This window comes from Geomonas terrae (genome assembly GCF_004791675.1).
GTDB classification, from domain to species: domain Bacteria; phylum Desulfobacterota; class Desulfuromonadia; order Geobacterales; family Geobacteraceae; genus Geomonas; species Geomonas edaphica.
This window is the reverse complement of sequence record NZ_SRSC01000002.1, coordinates 202,876-227,141: the sequence shown is the minus strand read 5'-3', so window position 1 is coordinate 227,141 and position 24,266 is coordinate 202,876. Positions and strand designations below refer to the sequence as shown.

Genomic DNA, 24,266 nt, shown 5'->3' with positions numbered 1-24,266 from the left:
CACGGCTGCCGTCACCGCTTTACCGGTCCGACTGTCCGACAAACTGGAGCCCCGATAATGCCCCACGTAATCCGCAAAAAGCGCCTCCATATCGAGTTTCACGGGCCGGAGTCGGAGGTCGCGGCGCTGCAGCGCCGACTGGAGCGCTTCTGCTACGACTCCCTACTACCTGTAATGGAGGTCGTCCTGAACGAACACGCGGCGGAAGATGAACACATCCTGCTGGAAGAAGTCGTCATCGACGCGGGGATCATCCCGCTGGACCAGATGGAGGCCGACCTTTCTCAAGCCGTGCAGGAAGGAATGCAGCAGGCTTTGGGCGAGGAGCTGCAAAGTCCGCGCATCAACTCCAGACGCAGGAACAAACTCCAGGCGATGACCGAGGTGTTCATGCATTTCCTGGAACAGGGTTCTCTACCATGGTGGTTTCAGCTCCAGGCGGGAAAGGAGCTTGAACAGGTACTGCTTGAGTGCTGGTTGGACGAAAGCCTCCCCTACGGCGCCGCCGTCATCACCCTGGAAGAGGTCCTCATCCCGCTACAGAAGGAATCGGCGCGCAGGCGGCTGATCCTGCAGTTCACGGAGCGCTTCCGCTCGCTGCTGTTGCCGATCATCGCACCGCAAGTCGGCATTAGGGTTGCGGCGGTACTGGAGCGGCTTTCCGGTGTTGCGCTTCCTTCGACAGCGGTAGCCCCGATCCGAGAAAAGGTGTGGGACAACGGCCTGGCTGCCGCGGCAAACCACGTCAGCGCAACCGAGCACGAACTCATCTCCCGCGCGTGGCTCGGGCTCCCGGAATGGTTACGAAGGCATCCCGAGGTCTCAGTCGCCCTGGAGCGGCACTGGCCCGGAGCCGTCGGTTCGAGCAAGCCAGAGGCAACGGTCGAAGAGTCAAAAAGCGCCACCCATAAACAGAATGAGGAGCCGTCAGCCGGGCATGCGGAGAAGATCGAAGGAGCGGACAAGCCTGAGGCGGTGCAGGAAGGTATCTACATCGAAAACGGCGGCGTGGTGCTGCTGCATCCGTACCTTACCCGGCTCTTCGAGGCGCTTGAGATCAGCAACGGAAACCACATACTCGCACCCGAGCGCGGCGTCGCCGTCCTGCACTACCTTGCCTCGGGGTCAACCGAGCCGCCGGAATATCTGCTGGCGCTGCAAAAGATCCTGTGCAGCATCCCACTGCATATCCCGATCGCACGAAACATGGAACTGACCGAACTGGACATCGAAATGTGCGACAGCCTGCTTAAAGCCCTGCTCCAGCACTGGGGTGCTCTGCGTAACAGCTCATTGAACGGCTTGCGCGGCGCCTTCCTGATGCGGCCGGCGAAGCTGACCGTGCGGGATAACGACGAGTGGCTTTTGCAGGTCGAGAAGAACAGCTGCGACATTCTGCTGGACCAGCTCCCGTACAGCATTTCGATGGTGAAACTCCCCTGGATGGAGAAGCTCTTGTGGGTGCAGTGGAACTAGGAGTGCGGCGATGAAATCGTGCGCGGAAAAATCTTCTTCTGCTTCGACCGCAGCGGCTCAAGTCGCCAGAGAGCCGTTTCTCTCCCCTGCCGTGCAGAGGAAGATGACGGTCAGCAAGCCGGGCGACAAGCTCGAGCAGCAAGCGGACCGGACCGCGGACCGGGTCATGCGCATGAGCGCCCCGGAAGGCCCGAAGGAAGAAATCTCCCGGCAACAGGAGCCGCTCCAGCGCCAGGAAGAACGCCTCGGAAAGCAAGGAAACGAGGAGAAGGTCAGCCGTCTGCCCGACGAGCGTATGCAGCGGCAGGAGGAGCGCGTTCAGAAACAGGGGAATGAGGAGCGCCTGCAGAAGCAGAAGGACGAGAAGCCGCAGCGTGAACAGGGTCGTCTTTCCCGGCAGGGAAACGAAGAGAAGCTAAGACGCAAGGAGGACGAAAAGCTCAGCAAGGAGGGGGCGGAGAAGGACAACGTCCTGCGCTCCGAGGCCGGTGCCCCCCCTGTGGTCGGCGAGGCGACCCAGTCCGCCGTGAAAAGCGGCGCCTCAGGTGGGCGCCCGTTGGCAAGCGAGGTGCGGGATTACATGGAGCCCCGCTTCGGCAGCGACTTCGGCGCGGTCCGTGTCCACGACGACGAGCGTTCCGCCCGGCTCTCGAATGACCTTTCCGCCCGCGCCTTCACCTATGGGAACCACGTCTTCTTCTCCCGCGACGCCTACCAGCCCGGAACTAGCGAGGGGAAGCGGCTCTTAGCCCACGAACTGGCCCACACCGTACAACAGGGCGAGGGGGTCGCCCGCCAGGGGAACCCGCACAAGGAAAAGCGCGACGAGTCGCGAATCATGCGGGCACCCGCCCCCGCTCCCCCCAAAGCCGCGCCTGCAGTCGATGCCGGTCCGGTGAGTTCCCAAGTGGTGGATCTCTCCTCCTCCGTCTTCGCCCCCTCGCAAAAGGTTAAAGACGAGATCGAGGCCTCCAAGGACAAAGGCCTTGAAGTACGCGTGATCGTGAAGGGACTGACCGCCGAGGGACGGGTCAAGGTCCACATGGACAGCAAGAAGAACCTCGACTCGATCGGCAAGGGAACCATGCCCCTGCAAAACCCGTGGACCGACCAGATCGGCGGGATGCACATCAACTTCACCATCAAGAACAACGAGGTGACCGGCGGCTACGCATCGCTGAAACCCAAGGGCGGCGACACCAACGATTGGCTGCGGGCGCTGCAGAAAAACGCGGAACTGCTGGGAGGACTGGGCCTCAAGGTCGAGAGGCTCCCGAAACCCAAGAACACTTTCGAATCCGGCAAGCTCACCCTGGGCGTCGAAAACCTGAAGGTCGAAATCGGCGGGTTCCTGGACGCCGACTTCAACATCCTGGTAGAAAACGTCGCGAAGCCGAAGATCGACGCGAGCGCCACCGTCGACGTGAAGGGGATGGTGAAGGGGGACCTCAAGGTGGACAACACCAAGGGCCCCCTCACCGGTCAGCTCACCCTGGCGGTCAACCACAAGTCCTTCTCCGGTTCCGCGACGGTCATCTACAAGCCGGACGGCAGCGTTGATATAGGCGGCAAGGCGGCCTACAACGCGGACAAACTCTCCGGCGAGGTCTCTTTCATCGCCACCGATCTCGATTCGGCCAATAAGTTCGCCAAGGACGCGATCGCCGCGGCAGGAGGCAAGGAGAACATCGAGGCGACCGGTCCTCCCCCGCCGATACCTGCACCAAAGCCGGAGAAGAAGAGCCGCGCCATCGCGGCCACGGGGCAGTTGCAGTTCCACCTGACCCAGTGGTTTGCCGGTACCGTATGGGTCGTGGTCGACGGACGCGGCCTGTTGACCGTGGTGAGCAAGATCGCGCCGCCCGGCGAAATCCCGCTCTTCCCGCAGAAGAACTTCGACCGGGAGATCGTCAAGTTAGAGGCGAAGGCATATTACGGCATCCCCGTGGTCGGCAACCTGAACCTATTCGCCAACATAAGCCTTTGGGCGCTGGCGCGGCTCGGCCCGGCCAAGATCTACAACATCGAGATTCTGGGGACCTACTCGACAGACCCCGAGGTCCAGAAGTTCATCCAGATCTCGGCCTCTTTCAACATCTCTGCCTATGCCGGCCTGAGACTGCGCGCCGAGGGGGGCGCCGGGATCGAGATCGCGTCGCATGACCTGAAGTTCGGCGTAGGGATCCAGGTGGACGTGGGGCTCATGGCGTACGCCGACGCCCGCCCCACCATCGGCTATCGCGACCCCGGCGTTTTCTACGTCGGCGGAACGCTGGACATCGTGGCCCAGCCCATGCTCGACCTAGGCGGCGATTTCTTCATCGCCCTGGAAGCGCCATGGTGGTCGCCGATCTCCGACCACCGATGGACCTGGCCACTATTCTCCAAGCAGTGGCCCCTCTCCGACCCGGTCGGCGTCAGCGCGGTGGTAAAGGAGTACGTGCTCGGCTCGGGCACCGTCCCGGAGATCGAACTGAAGAAGCCGGAGTTCGACCCGTCCAAGTTCATGACCAGCATGGTGGACGACAAGCTGCCCGAGAAGTCCGGCGCCAAGGGGAGCGGCAGCGGCACCTTCAAAAACGACGGGAGCATCCCGCCACCGACCATCCCCCCGAAGAAACCGGCACCGAAGAAGCCGGAGCCGAAACCGACCAAGAAAGGGAAGACACCACCTGCCGGGACCAAATCGGCCAAACCGGACCCGAAGGGGGTGAAGGACCAGGAAACGGCGAAGATCTTCCAGGCTGCGGCGAAGCCCCTGGGCGCACTCCGGTCGGGCGGCCCTTTCACCCGCGCCATGCTGGACGCGGAACTTGGAAAGATCAAGGGATCGGTGAAGGGGATCACTTTCGACGTGCAGGCCAAGGGGGAGAACTGGGTGGTTACCCCGAAGGCGGGGGGGAAGAGCGCGAAACCGGTCCAGTTGAAGGGAAAAGGAATCGACAAGGACGCCAAGGACGGGAAAAAGGACGCACGGAGCGAGGCGCAGAAGCAGGCGGATCTCGACGCGGCCCTCGCCGATGCCACCGCCCTCCTGGAGGACGAAAACAAGGACGCCGCTGAAATCAAGCAGGCGCTCCCGGCAATCAAGACGAAGTACCACCTGATCCTGATCGAACTGGTCGAAGCTGATGCGGACGAGGACGAGGTCTACGACAGCATACGCGCCACCGTCAACCCGACAAAGAGCGGTACGAAGAAGAAACGTCTCAGAAAGCACAAGTCGCTGTACGTCACGCGCAAGGGGCATCAGTACGTACTCAAGCCGGAGTTCAGCACCAAGGAGTACATCCGCGACAGTTTCTACGCCAAGGGCTACCGCACCGACGTGTACGAATGGCGCGACGACCAGGTGAACGATCCCAAAAAGCTGAGGCACCCGACCAAGCCCAATCTGTACAAGTGGAACAACAAGTGGTGGGACAAGACGCTCAAGTACAAGGAGTCCCCCACCATCGACCACAAGAAGCAGGCTGTGGTCCAGCACTGGAATGAAACAGGGAGAACGACCTATCACAAAAAACGCCTCGATTACTTCAATGACATAAAAGGGATGGAGGTCGTTCCCTACAGCGAGAACAGTTCCATGGGGGCAAAGCTTCCCGACAGTTATTCAAAGCGAGTCACCATAAAATTCAGAGGTCCGGGAGATGGGACATGAGCATGTTGTATCTGTGGCATCCGTCGGTAAGCGGGGACGGCAAGGTTCTCGACTGCATCCTGACGCGTGGGGATTCGGACCAAATTGGAGGCGGCTCGGAGCGCTTCGTGAGCGCGCTGGCCTCCACGCTTGAGATCGGCACCATCCCGCTTAAGTGGTCGATAAAGCCGTACCGCTGCAACTTTTACAGCGAGTACTGGTCCGAAGGGGGATGGGAATCGAGGTGGGACTTCATCTGGCGTGTGACAGTCCATTTCAAGGCGCAGGTGGCGATACGACCGCTGAAGCTCGGCTATCTCGGGATAGACGACATCGACGACTACTCGCCGCTCGTGGAGAGCTACAAGTTCGAGCCCTTCTCTTGCCTGGTGGCCGGAAGCTTTGACTCGGAAGAAAAGGCGCGGGAAACGGCGCGCCGTCTCGCTAACGATAAGGAATTGGTAGCGGCAAGGAAGGTGGCGGCGGCCCCGGACCCGGTCATACAGGTGGTCCGCGTCGATGAAAAGGCTTTCCACCTGCGCGCGGCGCTAGGTTCCGGCGACGCCTCCTTCTTCCAGGGAGAGTACCCCGAGCTCACGCTCTCTTTTCTCGAAGCGGCCGGGGCGGTGACCCATGTCCGGGGATAGGAATACTCAGCACCCAAGCGCGGAAGCGACGAACCTGGGCCTCGCCCTGGACTGGATCGAGCAGCTGGTAACCGGCTATCTCGCCCTTCGTTTTGAGCGGGCCGAGAGCTTCGAGCCGCCGCCGCTCGAGTTTTGCAGCGAGGATTCGCCGCTGGAGCTCTTCATAAAGAGCCAGGACCCGGGCATGGAGGAATTCGCCGTCGTGATGATGGCGCTGGCGCCCCACCTGCGTCCCGGCTTCTACAACAAGATACTCGCACAGTTTCTTCCAGAGGGGGGCGAGGTGCACGAGTTCGGCGGTGTGCACGGCTCCGATCACCGGGCCATCCTCCCCACCGGGGAGACCGCCCAGTTCATCCTGGCCGGGAACGACGTGCGCAAAAGGATCGAGGTGCAGCGCATGTTCGGCGCCGAGCACTGGTTCGCCAAGAAAAAGGTCGTCTGGCTCGACACGGTGCGTCCCGGCGAGCCGATGATGAGCGGGCGCCTTTGCATCGACCCCGAGCTCGTGGAATGGGTGACCCTCGGCACGGTGGGAAAGCCGCGCTTCGGCATCGAGTTCCCGGCCCAGGCGATCGAGACGGAGATGGGATGGGAGGACCTGGTGCTGCACCCGGACACGCTGCGCCAGATCCGCGAGATCGAGAGCTGGGTCCGGCACAAGGACGTCCTCATGGAAGAATGGGGGATGAAGAAGAAGCTGGCGCACGGCTACCGCGCCTTCTTCCACGGCCCCCCCGGCACCGGCAAGACCCTGACCGCGACGCTGCTGGGGAAGTACACCGGTCGGGACGTGTTCCGCATCGACCTGTCGCGGGTGGTTTCCAAGTACATCGGGGAGACCGAGAAGAACCTCGCCCTCTTGTTCGAGAAAGCCGAGTACAAGGAGTGGATCCTCTTCTTCGACGAGGCCGACGCCCTCTTCGGCAAGAGGACCGACGTTCGCGACGCCCACGACCGTTTCGCGAACCAGGAGATCTCCTACCTGTTGCAGCGCATCGAGCAGTACCGGGGGCTCGTGATCCTCGCCAGCAACAAGCGCAACCAACTCGACGAGGCCTTCGTGCGGCGCTTTCAGGCCATCATCCACTTCCCCATCCCGCGGCCGGAGGAACGTTACCTGATCTGGAGCGGCGCCTTTCCGCCGCAGATCGAGATCGCAGCCGAGATCGACTGGCGGCAGATTGCGGCGAAGTACGAGCTCTCCGGCGCCGGGATCATGAACGTCATGCAGTACTGCGCCCTGGAGGTGTTGGCCGACCAGTCGCGCCGCCTGGATCTCAAAAGGCTGGAAGGGGCGATATTGAGGGAATACGTGAAGGAAGGAAAGGTCGTATGAAGCCGTTCTACGTTCTACGTTCTACGTTCTATGTTCTAAGTTCTATGTTTAGAAGCCTGGCCTTTAACGTAGAACGTAGAACATAGAACGTAGAACCTCGCTTTTAAAACCTTCTGCTGTCGTACGCCCAGTGCAGGAGCGCCTGGCGCTGCCTGCGGCGGCAGGTGAGCACTCCTTCCGGACAGTTGTTCCTGATCTGGGCGATGTGCCTCGTCATCGCCTTCCAGCGCTTGATCTGCCGCGCGTCATCCGGGCACCTGCGCCCCATGTAGTAGCGGCAGTACCACTGGAACCAGCCGCGCGGGTCGTCGCTGTAGATCCACCCTTTCTCACGCCAATACGCAAGCGGCTTCGATGCGTTGACCCCGAAGAAGTTGTACTCAGCCACATGCCGTTCGTGACAGAGCCTCGCGTTCTCAAACCAGTCCTCGGGAAACTCATCCCGGCAATCGGTCATGTACTTGCCGCCAAAAACTCCCATCTCCAGCATCTCTTTAGGCGTCAGATCGGGTTTGAACTCCGGATGGAAGTTCTCACCGACCGGCTCGGTACGGTAATAGACGTAGTCTCTCTGCATCATGTCATTGACACAAACACGAATCTTTTTCACTTTGACTTTGACTCTCCATGGAAAGCGGTAGAATATCCCGACAAAATGTACAGTGACCGGCAGCAGTGTCAAGCCGATAAAGAGATATCTATTCACGTTCAGGAGGCAGCGTCGCCATGGTGAGTATCGAAGAAGCACAGCGGATCATCCTGGAACAGATCGTTCCGCTCGAGATCGAGAAAGTAACCGTCTTCCACGGACTGAACCGCATCACGCCTGAGGATCACGTAGCACCGTGGGACATCCCCGCCGCGGACAACTCGGCGATGGACGGCTTCGCCTTTCTCCACTCGTCGGTCCAGGATAATCGCCTCAGCGTCTGCGGCTTTCTCCCTGCCGGTGAGGTGCGCCGTGAGACGGTGCCGCCGGGTAGCGCGGTGCGCATCATGACCGGGGCCCCGATCCCGCCGGGGTGCGACACCGTGGTGCCCATCGAGGATGTCGAAACGGACGGCGACGCCATTGTCATCCGAGGCAAGGTGAAAGCGGGCGACCATGTGCGCCGGCGCGGCGAGGACATATCCCGCGGCGATGTCGTCATCCCGACGGGCTCGCTCTTGCGCCCGCAGGAAATCGGCATGCTATCCGCCATGGGGAACACCTCGCTCGCCGTCTACCGGCGCACCCGCGTCGCCATCCTCGCAACCGGCGACGAACTCCTCGAGCCAGGGGCCACGCCCGAACCTGGCAAGCTCATCAACAGCAACAGCTACAGCCTTGCCGCACAGGTGCTCGACGCAGGCGGCGACCCGGTGCTGCTCGGCATCGCCACCGACGACCTCGAGGCCACCTGCGAAAAGATAAGAGCTGGGCTCAACGCGGATTTACTCGTGATAACCGGCGGGGTCTCGGTCGGCGACCGCGACTTCGTGAAGGCGGCCATCGAGGAGCTGGGCGGCAGCGTGAACTTCTGGAAGGTGAACATGAAACCGGGCAAGCCGCTCGCCTACGCCACGCTGCAGGGGAAACCCGTCTTCGCTCTTCCCGGCAACCCGGTCGCTGCCATGGTTTCGTTCGAGCTTTTCGTGCGCCCTTCCCTTTTGAAGGCGATGGGGCACCGGCGCGTGTTCCGGCCGACGGTCCGGGCCGTGCTGCAGGAGCCTGCGGTCAACAAGGGGAACCGCCCCCACCTCGTGCGCGGCATCGTCTCGCAGTGCGACGGGCGTTACCTTGTCTCCACCACCGGCAACCAGAGCTCGGGGCGGCTCTCCTCCCTCACCCTGGGCAACGGTCTCATGAAGCTCGCACCGGAATCCAGGATCGAGTCCGGCAACGAGGTGGAGGTCATGCTGCTCGACCGCAATTTCGAGATGGGCCTTTTGCAGGAGTAACCCGAACCGTTCCGTCTCTCCCACCCAGCCCCCTCCCCTTTTCGAGGCGGCCGTTGCTGCATAAACGACGGCCGCCGCCATTTTTCCGCTTCAACCTGCAAATCCTCTTTGCCTTGTTATAATTAGGTCCCGACCCGTCCAAGCCTAATTAACAAAATTTTCCCTGCTACCTTTTTTCCCAGGATCGGTCCAGCTCGCGGTATCGCCTCAGTCCGCAAAAGGGGAAGACAGCCTTATCGCTTTTTTTGATCTAGGTCAAAATTATCCACAGAATAGTGTTCTAGAGTCGTCTTGCTCCAAAACGTTTACACTACCGGGCCGAAGGCTTCCTCAAGAGCCCCTCCCCGTACAACCAACATGGAAGCACAAGGAGAAAATCCATGCAGCCTGCCCTTTCAAAACTCGGCCGTTTGATTTTGTCGATGACATTGGTGCTGTTCGCCTCGGGAACCGTTCGCGCCGATGCGGGCAAGGACCTTTTCGACAAGATGTGTTCCTCCTGTCACACCATCGGCGGCGGTGACGGGGCCGGCCCCGACCTTAAAGGGGTCGGTACCAAGCGTTCTTCCGAGTGGCTGGTGCAGATCATCACCGACCCGGCGAAGCTCACCGCGTCGAAGGACCCGGCTCAGGCCGAGTTGGTTAAAAAGTACGGCATGGAGATGCCGAGCCTCGGGGTGAGCCGCCCGGATGCCGAGAAGATCGTCGCCTTCCTGGGTGGTGGCGCTCCCGCGCCGGGCGCCGCTGCGGGTTCCGCTGCGTCAGGTAGTGCGCCAGCACCTGCTGAGACCAATGCCGCCCCGCCTGCGGAGGTCGTGGTCACCAAGGAGCTCCTCGCGACGGGACGGGACCTCTTCACCGGGAAACAGCGCTTCGCCAAAGGTGGCGCCCCTTGCGTCTCCTGCCATCACTTCGACTACCCCGGGATCCACAGCGGAGCCCTTGCCGCCGACCTTACCGGTCTCTACGGCAAGATGGGCGAGAACGGCGTGCGCGGCGTGCTGAAAAGCCTCAACTTCCCGGTGATGAAAAAGATCTACGCGGACCGCCCGCTGACCGACGATGAGGCGACCGCGCTCACCGCGCTTTTCAAGGATGCCTCCGCCCGAAAGCAGGCCCAAAGTGATCCCTACCCCATTGCCGGCCTTGGCTTCTTCGCCTTCTGCCTTATCGCCGCGCTCGCCTTCAAGAGGAGATACAAATAATGTCACACGACAGGATCAAGGACGAACGTTCGCCGCAAAACCGGCAATGGGAGGAGTTCTACCGCAACCGCCACCAGTACGACAAGGTGGTGCGCAGCACCCACGGCGTCAACTGTACCGGCGGCTGTAGCTGGATGGTGCACGTGAAGGACGGCATCGTCGGCTGGGAACTGCAGGCGAACGACTACCCGCAGTTCGACGGCACCATCCCGAACCACGAGCCCCGCGGCTGCACGCGCGGCATCACCTTCTCCTGGTACCTCTACAGCCCCCTGAGGGTCAAGCACCCCTACCTGCGCGGCGCGCTGCTCGACCGCTGGACCGAGGCGAGAAAGCTTCACGCCGACCCGGTGGACGCCTGGGCGAGCATCGTAGAGGACAAGGAGAAACGCGCCTCCTACACCGGCCAGCGCGGCATGGGGGGCTTTAGGCGCGGCGACTGGGATACCGTGACCGAGATCATCGCCGCCTCCAACATCTACACAGCGAAGAAGCACGGCCCGGACCGCGTCGTCGGATTTTCCCCCATTCCCGCCATGTCTATGATCAGCTATGCGGCGGGAACGCGCTTCCTGCAGCTCTTCGGCGGCGTCGCCATGAGCTTCTACGACTGGTACTGCGACCTTCCCCCCGCCTCCCCGCAGGTCTGGGGCGAGCAGACCGACGTGAACGAGTCGGCGGACTGGTACAACGCCTCCTACATCGTCCTTTGCGGTTCCAACGTCCCGATGACCCGCACCCCGGACGCCCACTACCTGACCGAGGCGCGCTACCGCGGCACCAAGGTGGTGGTGATGTCGCCGGACTTCTCCATAGCGACCAAGTTCGCCGACGCTTGGCTCCCGGTGGAACAGGGGCACGACGGCGCCTTCTGGATGGCGGTGAACCACGTGCTCCTCAAGGAGTTCTACGCCGAGCGCGAAGTCCCCTTCTTCAAGGATTACGTCACCAAGTACACCGATTTCCCTTTCCTCGTTGAGCTAACGGAACAAGACGGCGTCTGGCGCCAGGGTGAATTGGTGCGCGCCGCCCAGTTCGAGCGCTCGGCAAACCTCGAACATGCGGAATGGTGCCTGTGCGTTGCCGACCAGGACGGCTCGGTACGCGTCCCCAACGGGAGCCTCGGCACGCGCTGGAGCAAACAGGAGGGGAACTGGAACCTCGAGATGAAGGACGTGGTGGACGGCGGCGCGATCGACCCCGCCCTCACCTTCCTGGGGGGAGAGACCCGCAGGGTGCGCTTCCGTTTCGAGGGTGAAACCGACGCGGTCCGCGAGGTCCCGGTGCAGCGCGTCACCACCGACAAGGGCGAGATCGTGGTCACCACGGTCTTCGATCTCTTGATGGCACAGTTCGGCGTCTCCCGCGGCCTTTCCGGCGACTACCCGGCCGGGTACCATTCCGAGCTTCCCTTCACCCCGAAGTGGCAGGAGAAGCACACCGGCATCGACGCCGAGACCGTCCTGAAGATCGCACGCGAATGGGGTGAGAACGGCGAGAAAAGTAACGGGCGCAACATGGTCATCATCGGGGCCGGTGTGAACCACTGGTACCACCAAGACCTCATCTACCGCGCCGCGATAACCGCCCTCATCCTGACCGGGAGTGTCGGGAGAAACGGCGCAGGCCTCGCCCATTACGTCGGGCAGGAGAAGGTCCAGCCGCTCTCGCCCTGGACCTCCATCGCCATGGCGCACGACTGGATCAAGGGGTCCCGTCTGCAGAACACCCCGAGCTTTTGGTACATGCACTCGGACCAGTGGCGCTACGACCGCAGCTTCGTGGATTACTTCAAGCCGGAGACCGGCGAGAAAATGCCGGTGCACGCCGCGGACTTCAACGCGAAAGCGGTTCGGCTTGGCTGGCTCCCCTTCGCCCCGCATTTCAACGAGAACCCCCTTTCGCTGATGAAACAGGCGAAGGAGGCGGGGTGCGAGGACGACGCGGCGACGCGCGCGTGGCTTGTACAACGCCTGAAAAGCGGCACGACCCGCTTTGCCATCGAGGATCCGGACAGGGAGGGGAACTGCCCGAAGGTGTGGTTCATCTGGCGCGGCAACGCGATCTCGGCAAGCGCCAAGGGGCACGAGTTCTTCCTGAAGCATGTGCTCGGCGCCCCGAACGCAAGCTGCACCGCACGCGAGGCTGCCAAGGGCGAGGTGCAAGACATCGTCTGGCACGAAAAAGCCCCCGAGGGGAAGGTCGACCTCGTCATCGATCTCAACTTCAGGATGGACACCTCGACCATGTACTCGGACATCGTCCTTCCGGCGGCAACCTGGTACGAGAAGAGCGACCTGAACACCACCGACATGCACTCCTTCGTTAACTGCATGGACGCGGCGGTCCCCCCTTCCTGGGAATCCAAATCGGACTGGAAGATCTTCACCATGATCGCCAAGAAGGTGAGTGAGCTCGCGGTAACGCACCTCCCCGAGCCGGTACGCGACGTTATTGCCGCGCCGCTTTTGCACGACACCCCGGGCGAGATTGCACAGCGCACGGTAAAGGACTGGAAACTCGGCGAGTGCGAGCCGGTGCCGGGCAAGACCATGCCCAACCTCGCAATCGTCGAGCGCGACTACGTGAACCTCTACAACCGCTACCTATCGGTCGGCCCCGAGATCGGGCACCTCGGTTCACACGGAAACTACTACGACGCGGATGACGAGCACGAGAAACTGCGGGAAACCCTTCCCAACCGTAGCTGGAACGGCAAGAGCTTCATCGACATCGCCGACGAGAAGGTGGTGGCGGACGTAATTCTGTCGCTTGCCCCCGAGACCAACGGCGAACTTGCGCACCGCGCCTACCGCAACCTGGAGAAGAGGGTCGGCAAGCCGCTCGCGCAGCTAGCCGAAGGGTCGCGCGATGTGCGGATCAAATGGGAGGACGTGACCCAGAAACCGCGCCGGGTGCTGAACTCCCCGATCTGGAGCGGGCTCGTGAACGGCGGTCGCCCGTACGCGCCGTTCACGCTGAACGTCGAGCACGAGGTCCCCTGGCGCACCCTGACCGGGCGTCAATCGCTCTACCTGGATCACCCGTACTACCGTGAGTTCCACGAGGGGCTCCCCACCTTCAAGGGGAAACTGAACCCAGCGCTTCTGGACGAGACCGAGGGGGAACAGGGGCTCGTGCTGAACTTCCTCACCCCGCACGGGAAATGGGGCATCCACTCCACCTACAGCGACAACCTGAGGATGCTCACCCTCTCCCGCGGCGGGCAGGCGATATGGCTGAACCATCTGGACGCGGCCGGTGCCGGTATCGAAGACAACGAGACCATCGAGGTGTACAACTCAAACGGCGCGGTCGTCTGCCGCTCCATCGTCTCGTCCCGCATACCGCGCGGCGCTGCGATCATGTATCACGCACCGGAGCGAACCCTGAACATCAAGAAGTCGAAGAAAAGCGGGAAAAGGGGTGGCGTTCACAACAGCCTCTCGCGTATCCGCTTGAAGCCGACCCTGATGCTCGGTGGGTACGCGCAGTTCAGCTACTACTTCAACTACTGGGGCCCAACCGGCGTGAACCGCGACAGTTACGTGGTGGTCAGGAAACTGAAATAGGATCAAGGAGCCATAAATGGATGTTAGAGCCCAAATAGTCATGGTGTTCAACCTGGACAAGTGCATCGGCTGCCACACCTGTTCCATTTCCTGCAAGAACATCTGGACCGACAGGAAGGGCGCCGAATACATGTGGTGGAACAACGTCGAGACCAAGCCCGGCGTCGGCTACCCGCGGCAGTGGGAGGACCAGGAGCGCTTCAAGGGGGGCTGGGTGGTCGACGGCAAGAAACTGAAGCTCAAGGCCATGGGCAAAGGCCCCACCCTCGCCAACATGTTCTTCCAGCCCAACATGCCGAAGATCGAGGACTACTACGAGCCCTTCGACTTCGATTACGGGAACTTGGCCGGCGCCAAGGAGTCGAAGGACCAGCCGGTAGCCGAGGCCTTCTCCCAGATCTCCGGGAAAAAGATTGAGGAGATCCAGGGAGGCCCCAACTGGGACGACGACCTCTCCGGCTCCCAGGTCTACGCGGCCAAGGACCTGAACCTCAAAGACAAGAAGGTGATCGAGTCCTACGACTCGATGTTCATGCAGTACCTGCCGCGCATCTGCAACCACTGCCTGAACCCGGCCTGCGTCGCCTCCTGCCCGTCGCGCGCCCTCTACAAGCGCGGCGAAGACGGCATCGTCCTCGTCGACCAGGAGGTGTGCAAGGGGTGGCGCTTCTGCACCAGTGCCTGCCCGTACAAGAAGGTCTACTTCAACTGGAGTACCGGCAAGGCGGAGAAGTGCATCTTCTGCTACCCCCGCGTCGAGGGTGGGCAGTGCAACGCCTGCGCCCACAGCTGCGTCGGGCGCATCCGCTACGTGGGCGTGCTCCTTTACGACGCGGACGCCGTCGAGGCGGCAGCACTGAAAGGGGACGCCGAACTCGTCGAGGCGCACCGCGACGTGATCCTCGATCCGCGCGACCCGGAGGTCTGCAGACAGGCCAAGGAGAACGGCATCTCCGACCAGTGGCTGGATGCCGCTGCTGCGTCCCCGGTCTACGCGCTGGTGAAGGAGTTCCGCGTTGCTCTCCCGCTGCACCCGGAATTCAGGACGCTCCCGATGGCGTACTACATCCCTTCCCTCTCCCCGGTCCTCTCTACCTGGGGCGATACCCACAAGCTCCTCGAGCACGGCATGATCCCGGCGCTGGAGACTCTGCGCGTTCCCATCGGTTACCTGGCGAGCCTTCTCTCCGGCGGGAACCACGCGGTGATCGAGGAGGCGCTTAAAAAGCTGATCGCGATCAGGGTGCGGATGCGGGCCGAAAACCTCGGACTCCCGGCCGACCCGGAGCTCCTTGCGGACGCGGGGCTCGACGAAGCGGCGGCAAAGAGGCTGTACCGGCTCTTCACCATCGCGGGCTACAACGAGCGCAACGTGATCCCGCCGCAGCAGCGCGAGGAGAACGATCCGGAGAAACGCAGGCAGGAGGGAGGCTTCGGCATCCTTAAAAAGACCAGGAGGGGCGGCAAATGAGCATTCAGCAGAGCTATGACGCCCTGGCGAGACTGTTCGAGTATCCAAGGCAAAGGGAGGAGCTGCAGGCATCCTTCGCCAGTGTCGCTGGCTACCTGCGGCAAAACGAGATCCAGTCACGGCTGAACCTTTTCGGCGAGCTGGTGACCGGATCGACGCTGGAAAAACTGCAGGAAGAGTACGTCGCCCGCTTCGACTTCAACCCGGCCGGGGCGCCGTACCTGGGTCACCACCTGTACGGCGACAACCAGAAAAAAGGGGGATACATGATCCAGGTGAAACAGGAGTACTCGAGGCACGGCTTCGTCGCGCCCGACGAGGAACTCCCGGACCACCTGGCGGTGCTTCTCTCCTTCCTCGCACACCTGGCGCGGCATGGCGAGGACGAGGCGCGCCGCGAGTTCATCGGGAAACTGGTGCTGCCCGGCATCAACAAGCTGATCGGGGCCCAGGCCCCGCGCGACACGTCCCCATGGTTCACCCTGGTCGAGGCGGCCGAGCTACTTTGCAGCGCGGACTGCCGGGAGGTTCCCTCATGCTGAACGATCTGATCTTCATAGCGCTCCCTTACGCAGCGCTCGCGCTGGTGCTCCTGGTCACGCCGTACCGCTTTTTGAGCAATCGGCTCACCTGGTCGGCCTACTCGACGCAGTTTCTCGAGCGAAAGGTCCTCTACTGGGGGATCAACCCGTGGCACTACGGCATCCTTCCCATCCTCCTGGCCCATGTCCTGGGCTTCGCCTTCCCCGGTTTCTTCAAGGGGTTCCTCGGGAACCAGCAGACCCTTTTCGCGACGGAAAGCGTACTCTTCGGGCTCGGCGCCTTCGCCTTTTTCGGCGTGCTGCTCCTTTTGCTGCGGCGCGTGAACTCGGGAATGCTGAAGCGGGTCACCTTCAGTTCGGACTGGCTCGTGCTTTATCTCCTCGCCTTCCAGGCGGGTACCGGGATCTACATCGGCTACTTCATGCGCTGGGGCTCACAGTGGTACCTGCACACCGCGGTTCCCTACCTCTGGTCGATCGTCTCGTTCCGGCCGCAGATCGAGTACGTTGCCGACCTGCCGCTCGTGTTCAAGCTGCACGCCGCCTGCGCCTTCCTGATCGTCGCGGTGCTCCCGTTCACGAAACTCGTGCACATGCTCTACCTCCCCGTAGATTTCCTGAAGGACCCGCCGCTTCTGTACCGCTGGCGTTCGAAATAGCTATTTAATACTTTACAGGAGGGTCGATGTCGTCACGAGTATTGGCAGTATGGAGCCCGGAGGATGCAACATTCTGGGAGGATCAGGGCAAGGCGGTCGCCTATCGAAACCTGTGGATCTCGATCCCGGCCCTGTTCATCTCATTCGCGGTATGGATGGTCTGGAGCGTGGTGGTGGTTAACCTGCAGTCGATCGGCTTCGCCTTCGACGCGGACAAACTTTTCTGGCTGGCGGCGCTTCCGGGACTTTCCGGCGCCACCCTGAGGATCTTCTACTCTTTCATGGTCCCCATCTTCGGCGGCAGGACCTGGACCACGATCAGCACAGCTTCGCTTCTCATCCCCGCGGTCGGCATCGGCTTCGCCGTGCGCGACCCGAGCACGAGTTACACGACCATGCTGCTGCTCGCCTTTCTCTGCGGCCTGGGAGGGGGTAACTTCGCGTCTAGCATGTCCAACATCAGCTTTTTCTTCCCGAAATCGCTGAAAGGGACCGCCCTTGGCTTGAACGCGGGGCTCGGCAACCTGGGCGTCAGCGCCATGCAGTTCCTGGTGCCGATCGTCATCACCACCAGTTCCTTCCGTGCGCTCTGCGGTGATCCCCAGCTTTGCGTTATCAAGGGGACGGCTGAATCGGTATGGATGCAGAACGCCGGCTTCATCTGGGTACCCTTCATCGTGCTCGCCACCCTCGCCGCCTGGTTCGGCATGAACGACATCGCCGATGCGAAGGCGTCCTTCAAGGAGCAGTCGGTCATCTTCAAGCGCAAGCACAACTGGATCATGTGCTGGCTCTACCTCGGCACCTTCGGCTCCTTCATCGGCTACTCGGCCGGTCTGCCGCTCTTGATCAAGTCCCAGTTCCCCGCGGTCAGCCCGACCCAGTACGCCTTCATCGGCCCCCTGCTGGGCGCCCTGTTCCGTCCGGTCGGCGGCTGGATCGCCGACAAACTGGGCGGCGCGCGGGTCACCTTCTGGAACTTCATCGCCATGGCGGCGACCGCCGTCGGCGTGCTGTACTACCTCCCGAGCCAGGAAAACCCGGGCAACTTCTGGGGCTTCCTCGCCATGTTCATCCTTATGTTCATCACCACCGGGATCGGCAACGGTTCCACATTCAGGATGATACCGGTTATCTTCTTGACCGAGCGCCAGCGCGCCGCGCAGGATGGCGGCCCGAAAGCACAGGCCCAGGCGACGGCCGAGGCGGGCAAAGAAGCGGCGGCAGTTCTCGGCTTCTGCTCGGCGTTCGCGGCCTACGGGGCCTTCTTCATACCCAAGGCCTTCGGCAGCTCGATCACCCACACCGGAGCCCCGCATCTGGCCCTGTACGGCTTTCTGGCCTTCTACCTGAGCTGCCTGGCCCTGACCTGGTACTGTTATTCGCGGAAAAATGCCGACATGCCTTGTTAAGGTAAGCGCTGTGAAGGGAACGGGGAAGCGTGTTGTCTTCCCCCGGTGTCTCCAGCAGAGTTGAGGCGGGGCGACGGCAATGGCGCCGTCCCCCGCCGCCCGCCGGAGGGTTACATGATCCTGCAACTTCTCATACCGATGCTTTTCTGCACGCTGCTGGTGGCACTTTTGTACTCCTGCGTCGGCCACGGCGGCGCATCCGGATACATCGCGGTACTCGCCCTGTTCAGCGTGTCGCCCGAGGTCTTCAAGCCGACCGCGCTCACCCTGAACCTGCTGGTCGCCGGAATCACCACGTGGTCGTTTTTCCGCGCCGGGCATTTCTCGTGGCGGCTTTTCTGGCCCTTCGCCGCGACCTCGATTCCGTTCAGTTTCCTCGGCGGATACCTCACCCTCCCCGCCCATATCTACCGGCCGCTGGTCGGAGTGGTGCTGCTCCTGTCGGCATCGCGTCTTTTGCTGCAGAAAAACGCAGCCCCTGTCCGCACCACTCCCCCGTCCCTGCCGGTCGCTCTCGTCATAGGAGCCGCGCTAGGGCTTCTCTCAGGCCTGACCGGAGTCGGCGGCGGTATTTTCCTGAGTCCACTTCTGCTGCTCTGCAAATGGGGCGAGCTGCGCGAGGTCTCGGCGGTCGCCGCCCTGTTCATCCTGGTGAACTCCTGCGCCGGGTTACTCGGGCATCTGAGCGGCGTTCAGGCGATACCGAGCTACGCGCCGCTCATGGCCGGAAGCGCCCTTCTGGGCGGCGCCATCGGTTCGCTGCTGGGTAGCCGTCATCTCCCCGTCCCCACCATCATGCGGGTGTTATCGCTCGTACTCACCATCGCCGGCTTCAAGCTTTTGCTGGTTTAGCCTCCAAACTAGAACATGAAAACCAGGAAGATGATACCGGCGGCGATGCGGTAGATGCCAAAGGGGATGAAGGTGTGGCTGGTGACGAACTTGAGGAGGGCCTTGATGCCGATCACGCCGAAGATGAACGAAACGACGAAACCTACGGCGATGTTCTGCCAGTCCCCCATATGAAACACGGAGTGGTTCTTGTAAATGTCGTAGCAGGTGGCGGCGAACATGGTGGGAAGCGCGAGGAGAAAGGAAAATTCGGCGGCGTCCTTGCGGTCGAGCCCGCAGACAAGCCCGCCGATGATGGTGGCGCCTGAACGCGAGACGCCGGGGACCATGGAGATGCACTGCACGAGGCCGATGATGAAGGCCTGCCGGTAGCTGACTTCGTCAAGAGTATGGGTCGTGGCTGGGCGGTCCTTCATCCAGAGCTCTATGACGATGAAAGCGACGCCACCAGCGATGAGCATGTAACTCACCAGGGAGGGCTGGAAGAAGGACTTGACCAGTTTGTAAAGGAGAAACCCGATAGTGCCGGTGGGCAGGAATGCCCAGCAGAGCTTCTTGAGCAGTTCCGGGCGCGCGAAGAGCTGTTTTCGGTACACCTCGACGACGGCAAGCATCGCCCCGAGTTGGATGACCACCTCGAATACCTTGTGAGCATCGGTTTGCGGCAGTTTCAAAAGTGCGGATGCCAGGATGAGGTGCCCGGTTGATGAAATGGGAAGAAACTCGCTAAGCCCTTCCACGATGCCAAGTATGATCGCGTCAAAAATCCCCACGGAAAACACTCCTCGTACTGCCGGCGCAGTCGCTGGTAATCAAAGCGAGGTAACATACCCCATCATCTTCGCCTTGTAAAGGTGCCCGTGACTCAGACCGGATCAGTTTAAGGAAAAGCCCACTGGGGCCAATATCATGTGATTATTGTTTTTTGAAAAACAGGCGTGGCATGCTAGGATGCCGAGGTTTGAAGCGCTTCCGTATAGCGCGGCCCCAGAGTTGTTTTAAACCTTAAATGAAATGAGGCTTGGGAACTGTGATAGGCAAAGATGGAGTATCGGCGTTGGAAAGCGACAGGACCGCCACCTGGATCATTCTCATTTCAACACTGGCATATATCGGCATCTATACATGCCTTAGTTTCTATGCCCACCCTGCCGCTGACGATTTCAATTTCGCCAACAAACTGATCGAGGAAGGCTTCCTCAAAAGCCAATACTCCACATACCTGACCTGGAGCGGACGCTACACCAGTACGGCGATCATCAGCGGTTTCATCGCCGGGTTCGATCTGTTACGGGGCTTTTGGCTATTACCGCTGTTTCTGATCGTGACAACGGGCGCATCGTTCGTCGCGCTGGCGCACTCCATCTGGAAGTGGAGCAAGCCGGCGCTTTCTATTTGGTGCTATGGCCTTGCGCTTACCGCGCTCTACTTATCCGGCCTTCCCTCAACATCCGAAACCATCTACTGGTTGGCCGGAGGAATCAGCTACCAGTTGGGCAACTCCCTGTACGTACTACTGCTGGCGGCCCTGATCAAACTGCACCGCGGCGAGGGAACCACCAGGCTCGTCGTGGCCACCAGTTTTCTGATACTAGCCATCGCAGGACTGAATGAGACCATCATGCTGCTGCAGTCGATGTCCCTCGCAGTCATGGCGACCTATGCCTTCGCAAGAAAAACACCCCAGCGCTACCGCCTCCTGATGTTTACCCTGACTAGCCTCGTCGGGGCGGCAATCGTCGCCGCCGCACCGGGGAACGCGGTTCGTTCCAGTTACTATCCCGCAGCGCATGACATAGCCTTTTCCATCAAAGAGTCGATACGCTGGTCCGCAATCAGGTTCGTTTCCTGGGGGAAATTGCCGATCATGTGGCTGGCAACTCTGCTTTGGGTCGCCGCAACAGCTGCACACGCACCGAACGCTGCATCTCGCTTGAACTTCAAGAGCGGCGCTTTTGCGGCGCTTTTGTGGCTGTCGACTTTGACCGCCCTGTTCTTCCCGGCGTTTTGGAGCATGGGGTACGCTCCGCCGAACAGGACGCTCAGCATCAACTACATGTTGTTTCTGATCGGATGGTTCCTCATGGTCAGCCTCGGCACATCCCTGCTCTCCATAAAGAGTTCCATTTTTTCTAAAAGCTTCCTTCGCTTCATCGCCGTAATCTTCGCCATATGCCTCTTCACAACCGGCAACGGCGCCAGGGCGCTGAAGGATCTGGCCATCGCACCCGATTACTCGAAGCAGTTGAACGAACGCTACCAAAAGATCGAACTGCATCGCGGACAGGCCGCTGAACTAAAGGTACCGGTACTGTCCGAAAATCCGGGCACGATCTTCTCAGCCGACATAACAACGAAAAAGGATGACTGGAAAAACGTGTCGTACGCCCAGTATTTTCACTTGAAGGCAATAGCGACGACGTACAAGAAGCTATAAGCCGATTCCTTTAGAACAAGCGGCCGAACCCTTTGTGAAACGACCTCAAGCGCTGAGCTTTTCGTAAGAGGCGTACAGGGTGTTCTCCTCGCTGCGCAGCCTCCTCGATATGGTCGCGAAGAGTCGCCCGAGCGCCCTGGCGAACTCGATGTCGATGGGAGCGTCGTCCGCCGCGTACTTCTTGAAGAAGGCGATGGCGTTGCCTGAGATCTCCTCCATGTCCTTCGCGTAGAAATCGACGGTGCGCTTGAGCGCCTGGTCCGTCTGCGCGGCACGGTTCAGCACCGGGTAAAGCTGGGTGTCTTCCTTCCTCAGGTGGGCGAGCAGCGTGTTTTGCGCCGCAACGAGGATCCTGTGCGCTTCCTTGTTGGTGATGGTGGTATCCTTCACGCGATTGAGCATCGCCTCGATTTCCACGTGGTCCCTCTTCAACTCGTCGATCAACCTTGCCATGAGCCACCTCTCCTTGATGCCGTCTTTGTCCTGCAACTAGATCAGAACGTTTGCTTTGTATGATCGGAGTATAGGCCAGGCCGGAGCGCTGCGGCTTGATGCAGGTCAAGAAATTAAGGAATCGCGGAGGGCTGTGCGGATGCGGTGGGAGATGAAGGCAAAGGCGTAACGCCATGCGGAACCGGTATGCCGGAAAAGTTCCGGCGCCGTGAAGAGCCCGGGAGAGAGGATCCCCCTGGCGAGGAAGTTGACCACGCAGACGCCCACCCAGCGCTCCACCAGCATCCGGGAGAACTGAGGTTCGGGGTAGATGCCGCGGGCATCGTTCGCCCTTTTCAGCTTGCAAAGCCAGGCGTCGATCCTGGCGAGCTGTTCTGGGACGGGAAGGTTCTGGATGGGAAAATGGACGGGGCGGGTCAGGGCACTCAGCAGCTGGTGGACCTCGAACTCCTCCGGCGTCGGATCTATGCCGAGTTCACGCAGCAGGTCGCGGCGCACCCGGCCCGAGGATTCCATCTGCTGCTGCGCATGCACGCTGGTGACCTGGCCGGGATGAAGCCGGTAGTGCAACAGTACCTCGGGGATGTTGGCGAAGCGGCAGTACCTGAGCGCCTCGGCCCACAACCTGAAATCCTCGGCATGGCCGAAGTCGGCATCGTAGCGCAGGCCGTGCTCCTCGAGAAGCCTTTTGCGCAGAATCACCGTCGGGTGCCCCACCACCGGGTTGAAGAGGGTGCCGCACCTTATGCTGTCGTGGTCGCAAGCGCAGCGCGTCGTCCTGCGCACGCGCTCGCCGAACTCGAGGTACCACACACCGCAGACGCCGACCTCGGGATGGGCCTCCATGAAATCGACCTGCCGTTGCAGCCGCTCCGGGAGGCTCACGTCGTCGCAGTCCATGCGCACGATATAGGCGCCGCGGGCAAGTTCGATGCCGCGGTTCAGGGTCGCGATGAGGCCGAGGTTTTTCCCGTTGCGGACGAGCAGTACACGCGGATCGACAAAGCTTGCGACGATGTCTGCGGAACCGTCGGTCGATCCATCGTCGATCACCAGGAGCTCGAAATCCTTGAAGGTCTGGGTGAGGATGCTCTCCACCGCCTCGCGCAGGAACGCCTCTCCGTTGTAGACCGCCATCAGCACCGTCACCGCCGGGTGGGCCAACGCCGCAATAGTCACATCTTTCTCCAGTCTGTTATTACGCAGCCACAAAGACCTGTCAGGCGAGCCTGATGATCCGGCAGCGTCGGATCTTACCGACAAAAACCGACAACTTCAAACACAAATTCGTTGCCGGACCTGAAGGTAAAGTGGTTTTCGACCAGTTCCACAAAAAGCTTCTTTTGCACTATGGCCAAAAGGGGTCGCTTCATGATAATATGCCCGAGATATTTGACCGAAGCAGGTACTATGAAAGACACCCTTCAAACCATCATATCCCCTTCCCCGCCGACATCTGACGCTCCTCACGGAAATCCATTGTCGACATAGCTGAGGCTTCTGAAATCAGCGCATTTTTCAGGCTGCAAATAATTCTGATGACTCTGTCATAGAGAGGTGAAACATGAAATCCGTTTTGGTAACCGGCTCAGCAGGACTCATAGGTTCGGAAGTAGCGACTTTTTTCCATGGCCAGGGCTTTACCGTACACGGCATCGATAACAACCAGCGGGCCGTCTTTTTCGGCCCCCAAGGTGACACCCAGTGGAGTCTAAAGCGACTGCAAACCGCGTTGCAGAACTATCGCCACCATGCCGTCGACATAAGAAACCGCGAAGCGATTCTCAACCTGGTCAAGGATCTTAAGCCCGACGTCATCGTGCACGCGGCGGCACAGCCGTCCCACGACCGTGCCGCGGATATCCCCTTTGACGACTTCGACACCAACGCGGTCGGAACGCTGAACCTCCTGGAAGCGGCTCGCAGGGCCTGCCCCGAGGCTCCCTTCATCCACATGTCGACCAACAAGGTGTACGGCGACCTCCCCAACACCATCGCTCTCAAGGAACTGCCGACGCGCTGGGAGTACGATGACCCGGCGTACGCGAACGGGATCCCGGAAACCTTTTCCATCGACCAGTCCAAGCATTCGCTCTTCGGCGCATCAAAAGTCGCAGGGGACGTCATGGTCCAGGAGTACGGCCGGTACTTCAACATGCCCACCTGCTGCCTGCGCGGAGGCTGCCTGACCGGCCCCAACCATTCCGGGGTCCAGTTGCACGGCTTTTTAAGCTACCTTGTCAGGTGCAACCTCGAGGGAATCGAGTACCGCATCTTCGGCTACAAGGGAAAACAGGTCCGCGACAACATCCATTCCGAGGACGTGGCGCGCTTCATCCACGCCTTTTACAGCGCCCCTCGCTGCGGCGAGGTCTACAACCTGGGCGGCGGCAAGAACAACTCCTGCTCGATACTTGAGGCCTTCGAACTGGTTGAAGGCTTCAGCGGCAAGAAGCAGCTCTACAGCTATGTGGAAGAGAACCGTATAGGTGATCATATCTGCTACTACAGCGATCTCAGCAAGATGAGATCGCACTACCCGTCGTGGGACATCACCAGAACCCTCACCGCGACGATCGAGGAGATCGTCCAGTCGTGGCGCGACAGGTTGTCGTAACTG

18 protein-coding genes are annotated in these 24,266 nt (G+C 60.9%); 14 read left to right on the top strand and 4 right to left on the bottom strand.

Annotation, left to right across the window (positions count from 1 at the left end):
- The first annotated feature begins 57 nt into the window (after positions 1-57).
- From E4633_RS08290 to E4633_RS08275, 4 genes are read left to right on the top strand one after another with little or no spacing between them, the layout of a single operon-like run.
- Complete coding sequence (locus tag E4633_RS08290; RefSeq protein ID WP_135869786.1) at positions 58-1,476, top strand: contractile injection system tape measure protein; 1,419 nt, start codon at positions 58-60, stop codon at positions 1,474-1,476.
- 10 nt (positions 1,477-1,486) lie between these two features.
- On the top strand, positions 1,487-5,137 hold the full coding sequence (locus E4633_RS08285) for an eCIS core domain-containing protein (RefSeq protein ID WP_135869785.1): 3,651 nt from the start codon (positions 1,487-1,489) through the stop codon (positions 5,135-5,137).
- Complete coding sequence (locus tag E4633_RS08280) at positions 5,134-5,763, top strand: hypothetical protein (protein ID WP_135869784.1); 630 nt, start codon at positions 5,134-5,136, stop codon at positions 5,761-5,763. The genes E4633_RS08285 and E4633_RS08280 overlap by 4 nt, the downstream gene beginning before the upstream one ends.
- Positions 5,750-7,102, top strand: coding sequence for an ATP-binding protein (locus E4633_RS08275; protein WP_135869783.1), 1,353 nt, complete (start codon positions 5,750-5,752; stop codon positions 7,100-7,102). The genes E4633_RS08280 and E4633_RS08275 overlap by 14 nt, the downstream gene beginning before the upstream one ends.
- Before the next feature lie 103 nt (positions 7,103-7,205).
- Here the strand turns inward: E4633_RS08275 and E4633_RS08270 are convergent, their stop codons facing one another.
- On the bottom strand, positions 7,206-7,682 hold the full coding sequence (locus tag E4633_RS08270) for a hypothetical protein (protein WP_246037980.1): 477 nt from the start codon (positions 7,680-7,682) through the stop codon (positions 7,206-7,208).
- A 146-nt stretch (positions 7,683-7,828) separates the two neighbouring features.
- Between E4633_RS08270 and E4633_RS08265 the strand changes: the two genes are divergently transcribed.
- The 8 genes from E4633_RS08265 (at position 7,829) to E4633_RS08230 (ending at position 18,756) form a co-directional block, all read left to right on the top strand.
- Positions 7,829-9,043, top strand: a complete 1,215-nt coding sequence (locus E4633_RS08265) for a molybdopterin molybdotransferase MoeA (protein ID WP_135869781.1) — start codon at positions 7,829-7,831, stop codon at positions 9,041-9,043.
- A 380-nt stretch (positions 9,044-9,423) separates the two neighbouring features.
- Positions 9,424-10,248, top strand: coding sequence for a c-type cytochrome (locus E4633_RS08260; protein WP_135869780.1), 825 nt, complete (start codon positions 9,424-9,426; stop codon positions 10,246-10,248).
- Positions 10,248-13,820 carry a nitrate reductase subunit alpha gene (locus E4633_RS08255; protein ID WP_135869779.1) on the top strand — a complete coding sequence of 1,191 codons (3,573 nt, stop codon included), beginning with the start codon at positions 10,248-10,250 and terminating at the stop codon, positions 13,818-13,820. The genes E4633_RS08260 and E4633_RS08255 overlap by 1 nt, the downstream gene beginning before the upstream one ends.
- A 16-nt stretch (positions 13,821-13,836) precedes the next feature.
- Complete coding sequence (gene narH / locus E4633_RS08250; RefSeq protein WP_135869778.1) at positions 13,837-15,291, top strand: nitrate reductase subunit beta; 1,455 nt, start codon at positions 13,837-13,839, stop codon at positions 15,289-15,291.
- Entirely contained in the window at positions 15,288-15,833 is a 546-nt protein-coding gene (narJ, locus tag E4633_RS08245; RefSeq protein ID WP_135869777.1) for a nitrate reductase molybdenum cofactor assembly chaperone, read from the top strand. The genes narH and narJ overlap by 4 nt, the downstream gene beginning before the upstream one ends.
- A complete protein-coding gene (locus E4633_RS08240) occupies positions 15,827-16,492 on the top strand; it encodes a respiratory nitrate reductase subunit gamma (protein WP_135869776.1) in 666 nt (221 codons plus the stop codon). The genes narJ and E4633_RS08240 overlap by 7 nt, the downstream gene beginning before the upstream one ends.
- Positions 16,493-16,518: 26 nt before the next feature.
- Positions 16,519-17,904, top strand: coding sequence for a NarK family nitrate/nitrite MFS transporter (locus E4633_RS08235; RefSeq protein WP_135869775.1), 1,386 nt, complete (start codon positions 16,519-16,521; stop codon positions 17,902-17,904).
- Positions 17,905-18,018: 114 nt separating this feature from the next.
- The gene (locus E4633_RS08230; protein ID WP_135869774.1) at positions 18,019-18,756 is read left to right on the top strand and encodes a sulfite exporter TauE/SafE family protein; all 738 of its coding nucleotides are present in this window, start codon (positions 18,019-18,021) and stop codon (positions 18,754-18,756) included.
- 8 nt (positions 18,757-18,764) lie between these two features.
- On the opposite strand, the gene E4633_RS08225 is transcribed toward E4633_RS08230, so the two are convergent.
- Positions 18,765-19,529, bottom strand: a complete 765-nt coding sequence (locus tag E4633_RS08225; RefSeq protein ID WP_135869773.1) for an undecaprenyl-diphosphate phosphatase — start codon at positions 19,527-19,529, stop codon at positions 18,765-18,767.
- 284 nt (positions 19,530-19,813) lie between these two features.
- On the opposite strand from E4633_RS08225, the gene E4633_RS08220 reads away from it, so the two are divergent.
- Complete coding sequence (locus E4633_RS08220) at positions 19,814-21,193, top strand: DUF6056 family protein (RefSeq protein ID WP_135869772.1); 1,380 nt, start codon at positions 19,814-19,816, stop codon at positions 21,191-21,193.
- A gap of 45 nt (positions 21,194-21,238) precedes the next feature.
- Here E4633_RS08220 and E4633_RS08215 read toward each other — a convergent pair whose 3' ends face one another.
- Together E4633_RS08215 and E4633_RS08210 are read right to left on the bottom strand one after the other, a co-directional pair.
- On the bottom strand, positions 21,239-21,646 hold the full coding sequence (locus E4633_RS08215; protein ID WP_129126135.1) for a hemerythrin domain-containing protein: 408 nt from the start codon (positions 21,644-21,646) through the stop codon (positions 21,239-21,241).
- Between the two features lie 105 nt (positions 21,647-21,751).
- The gene (locus E4633_RS08210; protein WP_135869771.1) at positions 21,752-22,825 is read right to left on the bottom strand and encodes a glycosyltransferase family 2 protein; all 1,074 of its coding nucleotides are present in this window, start codon (positions 22,823-22,825) and stop codon (positions 21,752-21,754) included.
- A gap of 385 nt (positions 22,826-23,210) precedes the next feature.
- On the opposite strand from E4633_RS08210, the gene E4633_RS08205 reads away from it, so the two are divergent.
- The gene (locus tag E4633_RS08205; RefSeq protein ID WP_135869770.1) at positions 23,211-24,263 is read left to right on the top strand and encodes an NAD-dependent epimerase/dehydratase family protein; all 1,053 of its coding nucleotides are present in this window, start codon (positions 23,211-23,213) and stop codon (positions 24,261-24,263) included.
- Positions 24,264-24,266 lie beyond the last annotated feature (3 nt).

Bases quoted from the DNA above. Each gene is read 5' to 3' on its own strand.
- E4633_RS08275 (WP_135869783.1), top strand. From the start codon at position 5,750: ATGTCCGGGGATAGGAATACTCAGCACCCAAGCGCGGAAGCGACGAAC.
- narJ (WP_135869777.1), top strand. From the start codon at position 15,288: ATGAGCATTCAGCAGAGCTATGACGCCCTGGCGAGACTGTTCGAGTAT.
- E4633_RS08230 (WP_135869774.1), top strand. From the start codon at position 18,019: ATGATCCTGCAACTTCTCATACCGATGCTTTTCTGCACGCTGCTGGTG.
- E4633_RS08205 (WP_135869770.1), top strand. From the start codon at position 23,211: ATGAAATCCGTTTTGGTAACCGGCTCAGCAGGACTCATAGGTTCGGAA.
- E4633_RS08235 (WP_135869775.1), top strand. From the start codon at position 16,519: ATGTCGTCACGAGTATTGGCAGTATGGAGCCCGGAGGATGCAACATTC.
- E4633_RS08260 (WP_135869780.1), top strand. From the start codon at position 9,424: ATGCAGCCTGCCCTTTCAAAACTCGGCCGTTTGATTTTGTCGATGACA.
- E4633_RS08255 (WP_135869779.1), top strand. From the start codon at position 10,248: ATGTCACACGACAGGATCAAGGACGAACGTTCGCCGCAAAACCGGCAA.
- E4633_RS08240 (WP_135869776.1), top strand. From the start codon at position 15,827: ATGCTGAACGATCTGATCTTCATAGCGCTCCCTTACGCAGCGCTCGCG.
- E4633_RS08215 (WP_129126135.1), bottom strand. From the start codon at position 21,646: ATGGCAAGGTTGATCGACGAGTTGAAGAGGGACCACGTGGAAATCGAG.
- narH (WP_135869778.1), top strand. From the start codon at position 13,837: ATGGATGTTAGAGCCCAAATAGTCATGGTGTTCAACCTGGACAAGTGC.
- E4633_RS08285 (WP_135869785.1), top strand. From the start codon at position 1,487: ATGAAATCGTGCGCGGAAAAATCTTCTTCTGCTTCGACCGCAGCGGCT.
- E4633_RS08265 (WP_135869781.1), top strand. From the start codon at position 7,829: ATGGTGAGTATCGAAGAAGCACAGCGGATCATCCTGGAACAGATCGTT.
- E4633_RS08280 (WP_135869784.1), top strand. From the start codon at position 5,134: ATGAGCATGTTGTATCTGTGGCATCCGTCGGTAAGCGGGGACGGCAAG.
- E4633_RS08290 (WP_135869786.1), top strand. From the start codon at position 58: ATGCCCCACGTAATCCGCAAAAAGCGCCTCCATATCGAGTTTCACGGG.
- E4633_RS08270 (WP_246037980.1), bottom strand. From the start codon at position 7,682: ATGATGCAGAGAGACTACGTCTATTACCGTACCGAGCCGGTCGGTGAG.